Genomic DNA, 14,437 nt, shown 5'->3' with positions numbered 1-14,437 from the left:
TCGCTGCTGACCGGCTGGCTCGGCGACCGCTGGAGCCGCCGCCACATGATGGTGATCTTCTTTGCCGGCATTGGGCTGTCGATGATCGCGGTCGGTCTGGTGCAGACCCCGCTGCAGCTCGGTGCGGCGCTGCTTTCGATCGGCATCTTCGCCTCGATCTATCATCCCGTCGGCACCGCCATGATCGTGTCCTATGCCGACAAGCTCGGCCGCGAGATGGGCCTGAACGGCGTCTGGGGCAATCTCGGCGTGGCGTCGTCGGCGCTGGTCACCGGCGTGATCGGCCAGTATCTCGGCTGGCGCTGGGCCTTTATCGTGCCTGGCATCGTCACCATCGGGATCGGCGTGGCCTTCGCGCGAACCGTCGTGCATGAGGACCGCTCCGGCTTCAAGCAGGCCGCGGCGCAGGCGCGGGTGGCGAAGGCCGACATGTGGCGGGTGATCTTGGCGCTGTTCATCGTGGTGATCGCGATCTCCACCACCTTCAACGCGGGGACGGTGGCGCGGCCAAAGCTGTTCGCCGAGCGCCTCGCCGACATGACCGCGAGCCCGGCACTGCTCGGGGTGATTGCGGCCTGCGTCTACGTGTTCGGCGCCATGACGCAATACACCATCGGCAAACTGATCGACCGCTATTCGCTGAAGGCGATCTCGCTGCCGCTGTCCCTGTTGCTGGCGCCGTTTCTGTATTTGGCGGCGACGCTGTCCAACCTGCCGCTGATTCTCGCGGCGATCGGCATCGTGATGGGCGCGTTCGGCCAGGTCACCGTCAACGACGCCATGGTCGGCAAATATACCAGCGAGGAATGGCGTTCGCGCGCCTATTCGGTGCGTTACTTCATCGGCTTTACTGCGGCGGGCGCGTCGGTGGGGCTGGTGGCATGGCTATACGAGCAGGGCGGTTTCGTCACCATGCTGCATGCCTTCGCGGGGCTGTGTCTGCTGGTGATCGCGGCGGCGATCATCCTGCCGACCGAGATCAAGGTGCCGGCGGCCAACGCGAACTGATGGATCTGTCCGGACGGGATACCGGCCGGTGAAACGTCAGAAGACGGACAGCGCGTCCGTCTTCCGATTTCGCGAGAGGTTCAAACCCGTGACGGCATGCACGATGCCGTCCGCGCCTGAAGCCAACGATCAGATGGCGTCGTAAGCTTCGACCTTGAGCGATTGCGGCACCGGCAACATCGCCAGCATCACCGCCGGTTCGGCAGCGGCCTGACGGGTTTCGTCGGCATGCGGCAGGCTGGCGAAGGCGCCGAGGGCACATGCGAAAGCAACGAGCGCGATGATCTTTTTCATTTTAGTTCCCCTGTTTCCCAATTCGCCTTCTTCAACTGAGGCGATTTGCCATCCTTAAGCGGGACAGCTTAATGGCCGGTTCCCCGCGCGCCGCTTGGCCGGATCGATCCGGCAACGGAGTGAACGCGCGGTGAATCAAGCGTCGGCGCTCCGAATCATGAGTTCATTTATTTTGCGCGCGTTGCCCGGGAGAACGCGTCTCGCGTCATGTTGCATCGCGGCGTCTGGAGTTGAAGACGACGACTGACGGTGCCCCGGTATTGCTTGCAGTATTGCGATACCGCCGTTGCGACTACGTAGCACTACGGGGAACGCGAATTAATCGATTCTGAAGGTATCGCGGACAAAGTGGCATAGCAGCATCGCTCAGCTTGCATGACAAATTGCCTTGTCACAGCGCCCGATCACCCAGCCGGTCCGGTTGACCGTTCCCTCGCCCAAAGGACGTTTCAAATGCGAACCACTTCGTTCAACGCTCTTCCTCTTGTCTTAGCCGGCCTCCTCGCGACGGGCATTCCCGCATTCGCCGAGAACGGCGTTTCGGCTGACAAGATCGTGTTCGGTCAGGCGACCGCACTCGAAGGTCCGGCCTCGGCCCTGGGCCAGGGCATGAAAATGGGGCTCGATGCAGCCTTCGCGGAAATCAACAAGGCCGGCGGCGTCAAGGGCCGCAAGCTCGAACTGAAGAGCGTCGATGACGGCTACGAGCCGACCAAATCCATCGAAGCGGTCAAGAAGCTGCTCGAGGAAGACAAGGTGTTCGCTCTCGCCGGCGCCGTCGGTACGCCGACCGCCGCCGCTACCCAGCCGATCGCGACCGCGGCGGGCGCTCCCTTCATCGGCGCCTTCACCGGCGCTGAATTTCTGCGCGAGCCGTACAAGCCGCTGGTGCTGAATATTCGCGCCAGCTACTTCCAGGAAACCGAAGCCATGGTCGAACATCTGACCAAGGATCTCGGCGCCACCAAAATCGCCATCATGTACCAGGACGATGCCTTCGGTCAGGCCGGCCTTGCCGGCGTCAAGAAGGCGCTCGACAAGCGGAAGATGGAGCTCGCCGGCGAAGGCACCTTCGAGCGCAACACGGTCGCCGTCAAAACCGCGCTGCTGGCCATCAAGAAGGCCGAGCCGCAGGCGGTCATCATGATCAGCCCCTACAAGCCCGCCGCCGAGTTCATCAAGCTCGCCAGGCAGATCAAGCTCGACGTCACCTTCGTGAACATCTCCTTCGTCGGATCCGATGCGCTGGCCAAGGAACTCGGGCCCGCGGGCGCCGGCGTGGTCATCACGCAGGTCGTTCCGTTCCCGAAGGACGCGGCCATCCCGGTGGTCGGGCGCTATCATGCCGCGCTCAAGGCGTCTTCTCCCGACGCCCAGCCGGGCTTCGTGTCGCTCGAGGGCTACCTCGTCGGCCGCGCGATCATCGCCGGCCTCGAAAAGGTCGATGGCGAACCGACCCGTGCGGCTCTGATCGAGGCCGTGCAAAAAGCCGGCAGCCTGGATCTCGGCGGCTTCAAGCTCAGCTACAGCGCGACCAGCAACCGGGGATCGAATCAGGTGTTCCTCACCGTGATTCAGCCGGACGGCAGCTTCAAGGCGGTCGATCGCCTCGAGAAGTCCGGATCGTAACGCAACGCGGCCGCGAACGGCGGGGCAAGGCCTCGCTGCTCGCGGCCCGATTTCGGCAATGACGACCTGACACCACCTGATACGATCTGGAGATTGACGATGCAGACCGCGACGTCGTGGTATCACCTCGGCCTTCGTGGTCGATTGTTCATGGCCTTCGGCGTCGTCGCAGCCCTCACGGTGCTGGCGAGCGGCAGCGCGATGATCTCCTATGACAGCCTCGGACGCTCGATTGGCGCGGTCGCCGAAAAGAGCTTGCCCGAAATTACCCGTGCTTCCGAGGTGGTCAGGGCCGCCGGCGAAGTCGCCGCTGCAGCACCACGCCTGCTGGCGGCAACCGACAAGGCCGAGCGCGACCACGCCGTCAAGGTTTTGACTGCCGCGCGCCAGGATCTCAAGCAGGCCATCGGCGCGCTCGCCGCCGACGATGCCGCACGGCTCAACAAGACCGCGGACCGTATTCTGGTGAACCTCGACCGGCTGATGCAGTCTGCCGCCGAGCGTCAGGCGATTGCCGACTCCCAGCACGCGCTGGTCGCCGGCCTTCGCAAGTCGCATCAGAAGCTCGCCGAAAAACTGTCGCCGATGGCCGACGATGCCGGATTCACCCTGACCCTCGGCCTGCAGACCGCAGCGGACAACAAGGACCTCGAGGTCATCAAGAAGACGCTTGCCGCGCTGGCTGACAACGAGCTGGCTGCGCTGCAGGCCATCCTGGATCTGCGCGCCGAATCCAATCTCATGCTGGGCATCCTCGTTGAGGCGGCTGACCTGCCGTCCATCGAGTTGCTGCCGCCGGTCAGGGACCGGTTCACCGCGACGGCGGGCCGTCTCGGAAAGGCCGCCGCCGCCTTCAAGGACGCCGAGACCTCGAAACTCGTCACCGAGCTGGTCAAGACCGGCAAGGATGCCGGTAACGTCTTCGAGCTCAAGCAGAAGGAGCTGGCCGCCGCGAAGACCGGCACCAATGTGGTGACGGAAAACCGCACGCTCGCGCTGGAGTTCGAAAAGGAAGTCGCCAGCCTGCGAACCCGCAGCGAGGCTTCGGCGACATCGGCGGTCCGTGAATCCGAGGCGGAGATCCGCCAGGGCCGGATCATCCTGATCAGCCTTGCGCTCGTCAGTCTTGCCACCGCGCTTGTCATTGGCTGGCTGTATGTCGGCCGTGGCGTGGTGCGCCGCCTGGTCGGGCTGCAGAACAGCATGAAATCGGTCGCCGCGGGCGATCTCGCCACCGAGATCGCCACCGCCGGGTCGGACGAAATCGCCGACATGGCCGAAGCGCTGCAGGTCTTCAAGAGCAACATGCTGGAATCCAACCGGCTGCGCGCCGAACGCGCGGAGGCGGAGAAGCATGTGCATGCCCAGCGCCGAACCGAGATGCGCAAGCTGGCCGATGAATTCGAAGCCGCGGTCGGCGAGATCGTGCAGACGGTCTCCTCCGCGTCGACGGAGCTGGAAGCCTCGGCGACCGGTCTGACCCGCACCGCCGATGAGACCCAGCAGCTCTCCGGCAGGGTGGAAGCGGCTTCCGAGGAAGCCTCCTCGAACGTCAGGTCGGTTGCGGCCGCAACCGAAGAGATGAGCGCGTCTATTGCCGAAATCAGCCGGCAGGTCCAGGAGTCCAACAAGATCGCCGGCGAAGCCGTCAGTCAGGCGGAGAGCACCGACTCGCGCATCAACGAGCTGTCGAAGGCGGCGTTGCGGATTGGCGATGTGGTCGACCTGATTACCTCGATCGCGGAGCAGACCAATTTGCTGGCGCTGAACGCCACCATCGAGGCGGCCCGCGCCGGTGAGGCCGGACGCGGCTTTGCGGTGGTCGCCCAGGAGGTCAAGGCATTGGCCGCGCAGACCGCAAGCGCTACCCACGAGATCAGCAGTCAGATCGCCGGGATGCAGGTCGCGACCCAGGAATCGGTCGTGGCGATCAAGCAGATCGGCACCACCATCAGCCGGATTTCGCAAATTGCGGCAACGATCTCGACCTCGGTCGATCAGCAGGGCGACGCCACGCGGGAAATCGCCCGCAATGTCGAGCAGGCGGCACAGGGCACGTCCCAGGTCGCCACCAATATTGTCGATGTGAACAATGGCGCGCGCGAGACCGGCTCGGCTTCCGCGCAGGTGCTGTCCTCGGCGCAGTCGCTGTCCGGGGAAAGCAATCGTCTCAAGCTCGAGGTCGGCAAGTTTCTCGATACGGTGCGCGCCGCTTGAGCGGCAATTAGGTCGCTTCCGGCGCCGGGCCCGTCGGCCCGGCCGTCAGGCCGGTAACCGCAGCGACCGCATAGCCCAGCACCGCGCCGATCGCCACGCCCAGCGATTTGAATTCCACGTCGCGGAGGCTGGGATGACGGCCGGCCGCGATGAACTGCAGCGGCTCGACCATCGCGGATGTCAGCGACAGCGTCAGCACGATCAGCCAGAATCGCCGGGGATAGGCCGCGGCAAACAGCGCGCCGACCGCCGCCATCACGCAAAGCCGTTCGATGTTCGGTGACAGGCCGGTGGCGGGCCGCCATCCGATAGGAACGAGCGTGACCAGCACCACGATCAGGATCGAGAGCCAGGCCGCGCGCCTGATCAACAGCCGGATGGTGTCCACGTTGTAGTCCTTTATGTCCGGATCGGTCGCCTGCGCCCATATTCCGGATCAGCGCTTGAACAGCTTTCGGAAAAGCTTCTGCGACTGCGGAAACTGGTTGTTGTCGATCTGCGTCGGCCATAATCCGTCGACGTCGAAATAGGCGGCATAGGCGATCTTGTCCTGGTTCTGCACGAACCAGTCGCGCATCTGCTGGACGAAGAAGGGATTGTCGCCGAACTGGCCGACGCCCCATTCCGGGTAGCTCATGAGCTTGCCGTGCCGGGCGGCAAAGTCGCGGTGCCATTGCAGGCCGAACGGCGCTTTCAGGTAGTGCGTGTCCCAGCGTTCCTGCGCCGAGCCCTCATGCTTGTAGTCGTAGACGTCGAGGCCGATGTAATCGACCACATCGTCGCCGGGATAGGCGAGATCGGCCGGCAGCTCCTGCAGCCCCCAGCCCGGGCACCAGTCGTATTTGAAGCCGTCCGAGTGCCGCCGGAAGATTCCGACCACGCGGCGGAAGGCGGCGATGTAGTCCGCCTCCTGGCCCTTGGCGAACCAGGGCGAGTCGACCAGATTCATCTCCCAGCCGAGCCGGATGATGGCTTTCGGATGCGCCTCGGCGATCGCCCGGGCGGCGGCTTCGAAGGCCGCGTCATGGAGGCCTTCAGCGACATCGGCGAGCGGCGTTCCCTTCACCGTCAGCGGCATCGACCACACCACGTTTCGCGCCGGGTTGAGCTTCTTCCAGATCCCCGGAACCCAGCTCAGTTTGGAATAATCCTCCCAGGTCGACTGGGCGTAGAAGTCGACGCCCAGCACCGATGAGGGCTTCTGGTTCAGCCATTTTTCCCAGACCTGCAACGTCTTCTCGCGGCCGTCGGGGCCCCAGTTGACGAACGCGCCGGCAAATTTCGCGGGCATGCGTGCAGCGTTTGTCTGGCCATAGGCCGGGCCTGCGCCGCTCAGCGCCAGGATCGCCGCGACCGTCGCTGCTCCCAGAAACGCCCGCAGCGCGCGAGCATGGTCAGCGAACAACATTGTCGGCCCTCGCCAGTTGTCCAGCCAGGCCGGTCGATAGTCTGCGTCCCACCACCACGGAGCCCTGCGCCGTAAGGTGGCCGGCGTCGAATTGCAGGGGAATGTCGCCTTCGGCGAACTCATCGCACTGGCCGTCGCGGCAAACCGCGTCGTAGACGGAAAGATAGGTGGCGCCCTTTGCTGCGGCGATCCGGCTCAGTTCGCGGTCGCGCTCGCGGATTCCGGCGGTGCGGGTGCGACTCGCGATCGAAGGGCTGTTGCGCAGGATTTCGTCGGCCAATAGCCGCGGCAGGGGCGTGTCATACTCGACGATCGGCCCCAGCACGACGACGTCGAGCCCTCTCGACGTCAGGGTCTCGATCGTTTCGGACAAGCCAGCGATATCCTCGTCCTTCCACGACGCCGCGAGCAGGACCTTGTCGACCCTGTTGTTCACGAGGAAGTCGCTGAAGACATACTGCATCAGCCGGGGACAGGCGCGCGTGTCCAGCGGCGAGACCGTCATGGCGGCCGGGCGGCAGGCGCTGGCGGTGGCCTGCAGGATGTTCACGGCCGGCATGGCGGCCGACAGGCCGGACCACAGGTGCGCGGCGTGGCTGTCGCCGACCAGGAGATAATTGGGCCGCCTGGCGTCCGGTGTCATGCAGGTCTCGATATCGAGCTGCTGGCGGTTGGTCGCGAGGTAGCATTGGCCGGAGCGGAACGCCCGGGAGGGATCGTAGGCGAGATAGGATGCGATCGCGACGACGCGCTCGGGGAAGCGGAACGGCGCGCCGTTGACGAACAGCACCAGGCCGCAGAGCGCCACGGCCGAAGCCGTCGCCATCGAGGCGATGCCGAACACCATGCTTTTTGACACCGTCCTGGCCTTGCGGAACGGCATTTCGACGAATTTCCACGACAGGAAGGCGATGCCGAACGAGAGCACCACCAGCGCCAGTTTGGCCGCGATGCCGGATGAATCCGGCAGCAGCAGTTGATCCGTGCGCTGAAACACGATCAGCGGCCAATGCCACAAATAGAGCGAATAGGAGATCAGGCCGATGAAGACCACCGGCCGCAGCGACAGCAGCCGGCCGACCGCCGAAACGCCACCTTCGCTCGAGGCGATCACCAGCGTAGAGCCGATGCTGGCGAGTGAAATCATCAGCAGCAGCGGCGCCGACGGCGAGCCGAGGAAGATGGCGCCGAGCAGCAACAGCATCCCCGCCGCGCCGCAGGCATTCTTCCCAAACGTGGTTTGCGGCGCCGGAAAGAACCCGATCGCCAGCAGCGCGCCGAGCGCCAGCTCCCATGCGCGAAACGGCGCCAGGTAGAATACGAAGGTGGGATTTCGAAAGCTGACCGCGACCGCTGCGGCAAAGGACAAGGCCGCGGCGACGGCGAACAGCAGTCTGGCCTGCTTCGGTGCGGCGCGCCAGACCAGCAGCATCAACAGCGGAACGATGAAGTAGAACTGTTCCTCCACGCCGAGCGACCAGGTATGCAGCAGCGGCTTGGTCTCGGCGGGCGCGTCGAAGTATCCCGCGGTGCCCGCGAAGTAGATATTGGCGACGGAGCCGAGGGCGCTGGCAAGGCTCCTGGCATAATCCTCGAGCTCGACGGGCAGGAAATAGAGATAGGCGAAGACGCTGGTGACCAGGAACATGACAAACAGCGCGGGCAGGATGCGCAGCACCCGGCGCTTGTAGAAGTCGCCGAGCGAGAACAGCCGGTTGCGGATGTCCGCATTGATCATGCCGCAGATCAGATATCCTGAAATGACGAAGAAGATGTCGACGCCGACGAAGCCGCCGGGAAAACCCGGAATGCCGGCGTGATAGAGCAGCACCGGAACGACGGCGAGCGCCCGCAGGCCGTCGATATCGGCGCGGTACTTCGTCGCAAAATCGGACACTTCGGACAGCCCGGATGTGCCGAAACGGCCCGGCCCGGCGGTGCATTCGCCGCCCGCGGTGGAATTGCCGCGGAAACTCGACAGTATTGCCATTCGCTTCACATGTTCCGTCACGAGGTCAGGTCATGCGTCGATGATTGCAATATCCGGTCCAGCGCGCCCCGGAATGGTTAAGAGCGGACCGGTTAACCGACTTCGGAATATTGCAACGCCGGCACGACCGGCTGCTCTATAATTTTGACCACGCGCAGGGCTCATGGTTCTTGCACCCTTCTTGCGCCGCATCGATCAGGACGAGTGTTGTTGTGACAACCGCAACCGAAATTCAGCGAGTCTTGCCGTGAACAGGCTGTCCAGCCTCTGGGTCGAGTCGCCGATCGCGCTCTATGTCGGCCGCATTCCGGTCGTGCAGATCCTGCGCGGCGCGCTGTTCATGTCAGTGCTGCTGCTGGTCTGGATTTCGCTGCAGCCGTTCGCCGATCTCGGCAACCCGACGGCGGGCGACGGCGCCACCGGACGCGGCACGACCTACGCGCTGTTCGGGTTTCTCGCCGTACTCTCGCTGGCGCTGGTGACGCACAGGCACGCGGAAGCGCTTCGGTCGTTCGTGTCGACGCCCTACATCCTGTTCGGCTGCTGGATGTGCATCAATCTCGTGATGTCGCGCGACCCCTCGGCCTCCACGCAGCGATTCGTCCTTACGCTCTGCGTGTTCGTGGTCGCGGCAACGCTGCTGCTGCTGCCGTCGACCGCGCGTGAATTGAACAGGTGGCTCGGCGTCGCCGTGCTGTCGTTTCTGGCGGTCTGCTATTTTGGGGTGATGATGACGCCGCATCTGGCGGTTCACCAGTCCACCGACGTCTGGGAATATCATCTGGCCGGGGACTGGCGGGGCGTCTTCGACCACAAGAACACCGCGTCCGCCGTCATGGTGATGCTGATCTTTGTCGGGGTCTATCTGACGCGGTCGGGTGCCGCACTGGTCGGGCCGCTCATCACCGTCCTTTCGGTCGTTTTTCTGTTCTTCGCCGCAGGCAAGAGCTCGACCGCGCTCTGCCTGATCATCTTCGTGCTGACCGCGCTGGTCTCGGCGGCAAGGACTTTCCGGGTTCGGGCCGTGCTTTGCTATGCGCCCCTGATCGTCCTCAATCTCATGAGCGTTGGCGCCGTCCTCAGTCCGGCGCTGGCGTCCGTCGCCAGCCTGCTTCCTTTCGACGCCAGCTTCACCGGACGCAACGAAGTCTGGCGCTTCGCTTTCGCGTCGATCGCCCAGAAGCCGTTCTTCGGCTATGGCTATTTCGCGTTCTGGGGCAGCGACTATGTGAAGGAGATCGATACCGGCGAGGCCATCGATAATTGGGTGTTGATCGCGTCGCACAGCCATAACGGCTATCTGGATTCCGCGCTGGCGCTCGGCATCCCCGGCCTTTTGCTGGTGATCTCCATTCTGGTGATTATCCCGCTCCGGAATTATCACCGCGCGGCGGCGTACGGCGCGCCGACGCCGCTGGCCAACATGTTTCTGCGGGTCTGGCTGTTTGGAATCTACATCGCATCGCTGGAAAGCTATTTCCTCGATCGCACCGATCCGATGTGGTTCACCTTCCTGGTGGCGGTGATCGGCCTGCACTATTTGTCGCGGTTTCGAACCACGACATAGCGCTGCGCGCGGCCTACGACAACAACGGGCTGAAGGATCATCCGATCCGGACGAGGTAACCGGTGCGGGGACCTAGCGGCTTGCGGTGGAGTTGCCAGGCGAGTAGCCTTTCCAGCGCGCAACGGCCAGATAGAGGAGGAAATAGCCCATGAATATGAAAGATATTTCCGCGAACTCGGTACGATTGCTCCTTGGAATTGTCAGTGCGGGTACCGTTGGGGCGGCATTGGAACCTGCGCACGCGTCAAACGATATCTTCGCCCGGCCGTTTCTGAATACGGGAGCGGGGATGACGATCCCCGCCATGGTTTATGATCCGGCGCTTCAGATGATGGTCGATCCGACCACGCGGACGCCGGTCTATGAAAAAAACAATAACATGCAGCTCGCAAAGGTGACGGCCGGCTGCAAGGATTGTCCAAAATACGACGAGTAAAGTGTTGCAAGGCGTGCGGTGATGAAATCCATTCTGCTCATCACCGCGCGCTTCGATCCGGCGGCTGATCTGCTGCTGGCAGAATTGCGGCGACGGAATGTGCCGTGCGTCCGCTGGAATACAGACCTTTTTCCGCTGGACTCCGTTTTGACGTATCGCGCGTCAAATGGCGATTTCAGTGCGGAATTCGTCTCGGACGGCCGCAGGGTTGACCTCGAGACCATTGCAAGCATCTGGTGGCAGTGGGATCAGCCTGCAGGGTTTCCTGCCGAACTTGCGGGCGAGGAAAGGCGATTTGCGGAAACCGAGTCGCAGCTTGCACTCGCGGCGCTGACCACGATCGGCAGGTTCTTGTGGATCAACAATCCGATATGCGAACGGGCCGCCAGGTCGAAGCCCGCCCAATTGTTCGTTGCCGGCGAGGTCGGCCTGGATATTCCGCGTACAGTCATCACCAACGATCCTGATGAAGTCCGTCAGTTCGTCGCAGCCGTTCAAACCCAAACGATTTACAAAGGCCTGTCGCAGGCCCGCGACCTGGAGCCCGGCAAGGCGCTTTTCACCGGGCTTCTGACGCCGGAACGGATCGCGGATCTCGATCTCATTCGGGTGACGCCGGGGATCTTTCAGGAGCGTGTTCAAAAATCCTACGAGATCCGTGTGACGGTGGTCGGCACGCGCATTTTCAGCGCCAAAATCGACTCCCAGGCGCACGCGAAAGCGGCCCTCGATTGGCGGCCGTTCTTGCAGGATCTGCAATACGAGGTGATCGATCTTCCAGCAGAGATCGAGGCAAGGATTCTCGCCTTCATGAAAACCTTCGGCCTGATTTATGGCGCCTTCGATTTCATCGTCACGCCGGAAGGACGGTACGTATTTCTGGAGGTGAACCCTTCCGGGCAATACATGTGGGTCGAGTGCGCCACAGGTCTAGAGATTACGGCGGCGCTTGCCGATGCCCTGAGCGAACCGTACCGGCCATGAAACCCGGCGACGCGACGCCTCGCTGGATCAAAAGCACAACCGGGCCCGTTTGGATCTTGGAGATCGTGGAAAAGAAGGTAATGTCGGCCCTATAACAAGAGCAGGGAGAAGACAACGTGCGCAAGGCAATCAGTTTAATTCTGTTCACCGCGTTCATCGGGCTAACCTTGTCCCAGGCTTTTGCCCAGTCGACGGATCAGCAGAAGCAAAAGTGGGGCGGGGGCAAGCAACGCGACTGCGTTGAGCGCGGTAATTGTCCAAAATAGAAGTCTTCCGAGGTCGGTGTCGTAGCCCGGATGAAGCCAGGAGGCCGCGCGAATGCGCGGCCGATGGCGTAATCCGGGAACGATGGTGAGGCCAACCCAGGATTGCGCTTCGCTTCATCCGAGTTAAGCCAGCTGGTGGAAAATCAAATCGAAACTCTCACAGCGTCATTGCGAGGAGCGCTTGCGACTAAGCAATCCAGCTATTGGTGTCGCTTCGCAAAGCTGGATTGCTTCGCTTCGCTCGCAATGACGTTGAGAGAGCGGCTTCAACAAGTCACGAATTGACGTGCACGAAATCCCGCAGCAGCGGATAGATTTCGTTGTTCCAGCGCCTTCCCGAGAACACGCCGTAATGGCCGACGCCGGCCTGCATGTGGTGCACCTTGCGATAGGCGCGCACGCCGGTGCAGATGTCCTGCGCCGCCAGCGTCTGGCCGATCGAGCAGATGTCGTCCTTTTCGCCTTCCACCGTCATCAGGCCCATGCGCTTGATCGAGGCCGGGTTCACCGGGCGACCCTTGTAGGTCATCTTGCCCTGCGGCAGCAGGTGTTCCTGAAACACGTCGCGCACGGTTTCGATGTAGAATTCCGCCGGCAGGTCCATCACAGCGAAATATTCGTCGTAGAAGGTTTTTATCACATCGGCCTTCTCGGTCTCGCCCTTGGCCAGATGCTGGGCGAGATCGATATGCGACTTGATGTGGCGCTCGAGGTTCATCGAGACGAAGGCGGTGAGCTGCACGAATCCGGGATAGACCTGGCGGAACGCGCCCTTGCATTGAAACGGCACGTAGTTGATCAGGTTCTCCTCGAACCATGTGATCGGTTTGCTCTTGGCGAATTCGTTGACCTTGGTCGGCAGGATCCTCGTGTCGATGGGTCCTGCCATCAATGTCAGGGTCGCCGGGCGCGCGGGGTGATTGTCCTCCGACATGATGGCTGCGGCCGCCAGCGCCGACACCGACGGCTGGCAGATCGCCACCATGTGCGCGCGCGGACCGAGCTGGTCGAGGAAGGTGATGAGGTGCTCGGTGTATTCGTCGAGGCCGAACTTGCCGTGCTCGCGCGGGATGTCGCGCGGATTGTGCCAGTCGGTGATATAGACGTCGTGGTCCTGCAGCAGGGTTTTCACGGTGCCGCGCAGCAGCGTGGCGAAGTGCCCGGACATCGGCGCCACCAGCAGCATGCGCGGCTGTTCCGGCGAGTTTTCCTTCTTGAAATGCAGCAGCGAGCCGAACGGCGTCGCGTAAACGACTTCCTCCGTCACCTCCAGTTCCCGGTTGCCCACCATGACCTTGTCGATGCCGTAGGCCGGGCGGGAATAGGTCAGCGACGTCCGCGAGATCAGTTCGAGGGCGGCGGCGAGCCGGCCGAATATCTTGTCGGACCCGCCTTGCGGCACGAGGTTGAGGTATTTGAGCGCCGACGCTGCCCCGGTCCGCCATGGCGCCGTCAGGTCCATGTGGTTCTGATAGGCTTGATACATCATAGACTTCATCCGGAAACGCCCCCGTCGATACTGCTATGCAATATCGAAGCCAGAGCGGAGGCAGAACAGCCCTGCCAACTGGCACGTCGCTTGCTGCTTAGACTGCGTGAGGCATGGACCATGGGCACTTTGCGGCGGTATCGCCTGGGCAAAGCGGTGCCCGCATGGCCTTGCCGGACGTTCAGGCGTGAAGGAAAAGCCATATGGCGAAAGCGACACTGACCATCAGCAGCAAGAACTATTCGTCCTGGTCGCTGCGCGGCTGGCTGCTGACGAAGTTTTCCGGGCTGGAGTTCGAGGAGATCGTCACCGCGCCCGACGATGCCTCGGCGCGGGCCGAAATCCTGCTGCTGTCGGCGTCCATCCTGGTGCCGTGCCTGCGCCACGACGGCGCCACCGTATGGGACACGCTGGCGATCGCCGAGTATCTCAACGAGATCAAGCCGGATGCCGGGCTGTTGCCGGATGACCGCATTTTGCGGGCGCGTTGCCGCTCGATCTCAGGTGAAATCCATTCCGGCTTCACCACGCTGCGCGCATCGCTGCCGGTCAATTTGAAGGGGCATTTCCCCGGCTTCAAGATCTGGTCGCGCGCGCAATCAGATATCGACCGGGTCTGCACCATCTGGCGCGAATGCCTCGCCGAATCGGGCGGGCCGTTCCTGTTCGGCGAACGCAGCATGGCGGATGCGATGTACGCGCCGGTGGTGACCCGCTTCATGACCTATGACGTGAAGCTGGAGCCGCGGCTGAAGGCCTATGCCGACATGATCATGGCGCTGCCCGAGATGCAGGAATGGATCGAGGCCGCCAGGGCCGAGCCCGCCGACATCGAGGAGCTCGAGGTCGAATATTAGGCAGCGCGGACTCCCCTGTGCCTGTTTACAGGGCTCAAGGCAGGGGCAGGCTTTGCTTAACTTGCGGCCATGCGGGGCCATGGCACAGCCGGCGTCGCCGAACCTGCGGCCGGCACGCCAACAATCGTCCAACTCGAATTTCGGCATCCGTCCAACAGCTTCAGCGGGTCGACGGCAGCTGCGAACGAATTTTGCCGCGCTGCAGCGCGGCTGGCGCGATTCTCGCATAGCCCCCGGAAGCTGTGAACGCAACGATGCGACGCTGCCGAAAATTTGGACGCCTCGCCTGGTT

The 14,437-nt window shown here is 62.9% G+C and carries 12 protein-coding genes; 7 read left to right on the top strand and 5 right to left on the bottom strand.

Annotated features, from left to right (window positions below):
* The coding region (locus Q7T45_RS00370; protein WP_304865917.1) for an MFS transporter at positions 1-1,008 on the top strand (1,008 nt) is incomplete at its 5' end.
* 129 nt (positions 1,009-1,137) lie between these two features.
* Here Q7T45_RS00370 and Q7T45_RS00365 read toward each other — a convergent pair.
* Positions 1,138-1,302 carry a hypothetical protein gene (locus tag Q7T45_RS00365; protein ID WP_304865915.1) on the bottom strand — a complete coding sequence of 55 codons (165 nt, stop codon included), beginning with the start codon at positions 1,300-1,302 and terminating at the stop codon, positions 1,138-1,140.
* Positions 1,303-1,755: 453 nt separating this feature from the next.
* Here Q7T45_RS00365 and Q7T45_RS00360 point away from each other — a divergent pair, with 453 nt between their 5' ends.
* Both Q7T45_RS00360 and Q7T45_RS00355 read left to right on the top strand, forming a co-directional pair.
* Positions 1,756-2,931, top strand: coding sequence for an ABC transporter substrate-binding protein (locus tag Q7T45_RS00360; RefSeq protein ID WP_304865913.1), 1,176 nt, complete (start codon positions 1,756-1,758; stop codon positions 2,929-2,931).
* A gap of 99 nt (positions 2,932-3,030) precedes the next feature.
* Positions 3,031-5,148, top strand: coding sequence for a methyl-accepting chemotaxis protein (locus Q7T45_RS00355; RefSeq protein WP_304865910.1), 2,118 nt, complete (start codon positions 3,031-3,033; stop codon positions 5,146-5,148).
* A 7-nt stretch (positions 5,149-5,155) separates the two neighbouring features.
* Here the strand turns inward: Q7T45_RS00355 and Q7T45_RS00350 are convergent, their stop codons facing one another.
* From Q7T45_RS00350 to Q7T45_RS00340, 3 genes are read right to left on the bottom strand one after another with little or no spacing between them, the layout of a single operon-like run.
* Complete coding sequence (locus Q7T45_RS00350) at positions 5,156-5,536, bottom strand: VanZ family protein (RefSeq protein WP_304865906.1); 381 nt, start codon at positions 5,534-5,536, stop codon at positions 5,156-5,158.
* 48 nt (positions 5,537-5,584) lie between these two features.
* Positions 5,585-6,556, bottom strand: a complete 972-nt coding sequence (locus Q7T45_RS00345; RefSeq protein WP_304865903.1) for a glycoside hydrolase family 26 protein — start codon at positions 6,554-6,556, stop codon at positions 5,585-5,587.
* The gene (locus tag Q7T45_RS00340) at positions 6,543-8,546 is read right to left on the bottom strand and encodes an acyltransferase family protein (protein WP_304865900.1); all 2,004 of its coding nucleotides are present in this window, start codon (positions 8,544-8,546) and stop codon (positions 6,543-6,545) included. Before Q7T45_RS00340 ends, Q7T45_RS00345 begins: the two co-directional genes overlap by 14 nt.
* 247 nt (positions 8,547-8,793) lie before the next feature.
* On the opposite strand from Q7T45_RS00340, the gene Q7T45_RS00335 reads away from it, so the two are divergent.
* The 3 genes from Q7T45_RS00335 to Q7T45_RS00325 all read left to right on the top strand — a co-directional run bounded on the left by Q7T45_RS00335 (position 8,794) and on the right by Q7T45_RS00325 (position 11,533).
* Entirely contained in the window at positions 8,794-10,113 is a 1,320-nt protein-coding gene (locus Q7T45_RS00335; RefSeq protein ID WP_304865897.1) for an O-antigen ligase, read from the top strand.
* A 148-nt stretch (positions 10,114-10,261) separates the two neighbouring features.
* Positions 10,262-10,549, top strand: a complete 288-nt coding sequence (locus Q7T45_RS00330) for a hypothetical protein (protein WP_304865894.1) — start codon at positions 10,262-10,264, stop codon at positions 10,547-10,549.
* Positions 10,550-10,570: 21 nt separating this feature from the next.
* On the top strand, positions 10,571-11,533 hold the full coding sequence (locus Q7T45_RS00325) for an MvdC/MvdD family ATP grasp protein (protein ID WP_304865891.1): 963 nt from the start codon (positions 10,571-10,573) through the stop codon (positions 11,531-11,533).
* Between the two features lie 540 nt (positions 11,534-12,073).
* Here the strand turns inward: Q7T45_RS00325 and Q7T45_RS00320 are convergent.
* The gene (locus Q7T45_RS00320; protein WP_304865888.1) at positions 12,074-13,297 is read right to left on the bottom strand and encodes a polyhydroxyalkanoate depolymerase; all 1,224 of its coding nucleotides are present in this window, start codon (positions 13,295-13,297) and stop codon (positions 12,074-12,076) included.
* 194 nt (positions 13,298-13,491) lie between these two features.
* Between Q7T45_RS00320 and Q7T45_RS00315 the strand changes: the two genes are divergently transcribed.
* A complete protein-coding gene (locus tag Q7T45_RS00315) occupies positions 13,492-14,145 on the top strand; it encodes a glutathione S-transferase family protein (RefSeq protein ID WP_304865885.1) in 654 nt (217 codons plus the stop codon).
* Positions 14,146-14,437 lie beyond the last annotated feature (292 nt).

This window comes from Bradyrhizobium sp., from assembly GCF_030646015.1.
Classification (GTDB): domain Bacteria; phylum Pseudomonadota; class Alphaproteobacteria; order Rhizobiales; family Xanthobacteraceae; genus Bradyrhizobium.
Note: the sequence above shows the minus strand (reverse complement) of the source record. Positions and strands in the feature narration are given on the sequence as shown.